At 46.2% G+C, this 1,846-nt stretch carries 2 protein-coding genes; both read left to right on the top strand.

All coding sequences use genetic code 11. The features are described 5' to 3' along the window. Window positions 1-1,034 (top strand): glycine--tRNA ligase subunit beta (gene glyS / locus Q0095_RS01115; RefSeq protein WP_297880576.1); only part of this gene is annotated, 1,034 nt, incomplete at its 5' end. Between the two features lie 72 nt (window positions 1,035-1,106). Beyond that, window positions 1,107-1,846: hypothetical protein (locus Q0095_RS01110; RefSeq protein WP_297880574.1), on the top strand; the 740-nt coding region annotated here is incomplete at its 3' end.

Below are 1,846 nucleotides of genomic sequence, written 5' to 3'. Positions count from 1 at the left end.
AAGCGGAATTTAGCCCTGAAAAACTTAAGCAAATTTCCTATATGCAAGCCCTTGGCTCGGTTTATGATAAGCAAGTGCGCGAGCTAGCGGTAGCAAAGGCACTGAGCGCGGATTATGCTACGCAGATTGAGGCGGAGATCGGCAAAAAGGATTTTGCGCAGGATATAGAAAATGCCGTAATGTTTAGTAAAACAGATCTTAGCAGCACGATGGTGGGCGAATTTAGCGAGCTTCAAGGCATTATGGGCAGCTACTATGCCGCACACGCTGGACTGGCAGATCATGTATGCCGCGCGATACGCGAACAATATCTGCCTAGCGGCGAGGATAGCGAGCTGCCAAGCGGTGTATTTAGTAGCGTAATCGCTGTGGCGATGAAATTTGAAACGCTCCTGGGGCTTTTTAGCATCAATAAAGTTCCAAGCGGCAATAAAGATCCGTATGCACTTCGCCGCGCAGCTACGGGGCTAATTAAAATTTTACTAAATCAAGGATTGAGCTTTGATGCGAATACGCTGGCGCAAAAGCTGGCGCCAAATTATAAGAAATTTGACATTTCTAAGCTGCTGGATTTTATGAAAGATAGATTATATGGAATTTTTGACGAGATAAATCCGTCGGTGATCAAGGCGTGCATCGCAAGCGGCGAAAACGATCTGTTGCGACTAAGCAAGGCTATAAAAGCTCTGGGCGAGATCGCAGCAGCAGCGGATTTCGGGGAAAATTTCGCGACTTTTAAGCGCCTAGCCAATATCATCAAGGACGAAAAAATAGGCGCGGTGGACGAAAACCTATTCGAACACGATGCTGAGCGCGCGCTAAATGCGGCGTTTAGGGCGATTAAGCTCAACGAAAACGACGTGAGTGGGTATCTGCGCTCGCTATTTGGGCTTAAAGGCGTGATTGATGATTTTTTTGATAACGTAATGATAAACGTCAAGGATGCCGCGATACGCGCAAATCGTATCGCAAATATCGGGCAAATTTATCGCGCGTTTTTGCAGTTTGCCGATATCAAAGAGATAGGATTTTAATTCCGCTTAGAGCTCATTCGCCCAAGGTTTGCACGAATCTTGGGCAAAATTTTACCGCGCAAAGGAGCGCAAATGCTAATCATCAACGCAAAATTACCAACTAAAAATCTAAAAATCACAAAATCTCTCTCGCAGCTGATTCAGGGCTTTCTTTATCGCTATCTGCCAGCTTCAGAGCACGTAGGATACAGGCACGAATCAAGCGGTAAAATTTTTAAACGCACGGTGTTTGATTTTATCTTGCGAGGAGAGGATTTGCGCGTGCGATTTGCTTCATGCGAGCCGGAGTTTGAACGTAAAATCGCGCTAGCAGTGCTAAAAGACGGGCTAAGCTTGGGTGAAATTCTATTTACGCAAACTACCGTCGAAGCGAAAAATCATAAAATTTGCGAGAACGAAGCTATTGTGCAAGGCTACGTGGCGTGCGCAGTAAGCGGGCTTTTGGGGCATAAAGTCTATTTGCAGCCGCAAGATAGCAGGCATTTAGAGATGATGAAGACAAATATTTTACAGCGATTTGAAACGATTATGGAGCGAAAATATGATGGCGAAATGGAGTTAAATTTATTGTGGCAAAAGCCGGGTGAGTCTGTGAAATTCTATTATGGCAACAATCGCGAGCCGGTATATGCGTGGCAAGCAAGATGGAGAATTATAGCTAGGGCTGAACTAATAAATTTGATCCTTGGCACGGGCGCACAGTATTGGCAGTGTTGTCGGGCTGGGGCAATACCAACGAAGCCTATCATCAGACCGCATCGTCGGCAGAGGGAGACGGAGCAGCGGCAGCTATGGCGAAAGCTCTCGACATC

It is taken from the genome of uncultured Campylobacter sp. (genome assembly GCF_938045535.1).
Lineage (GTDB): Bacteria > Campylobacterota > Campylobacteria > Campylobacterales > Campylobacteraceae > Campylobacter_B.
The sequence above is the reverse complement of the archived record's forward strand: the minus strand, read 5'-3'. Positions and strand labels throughout refer to the sequence as shown.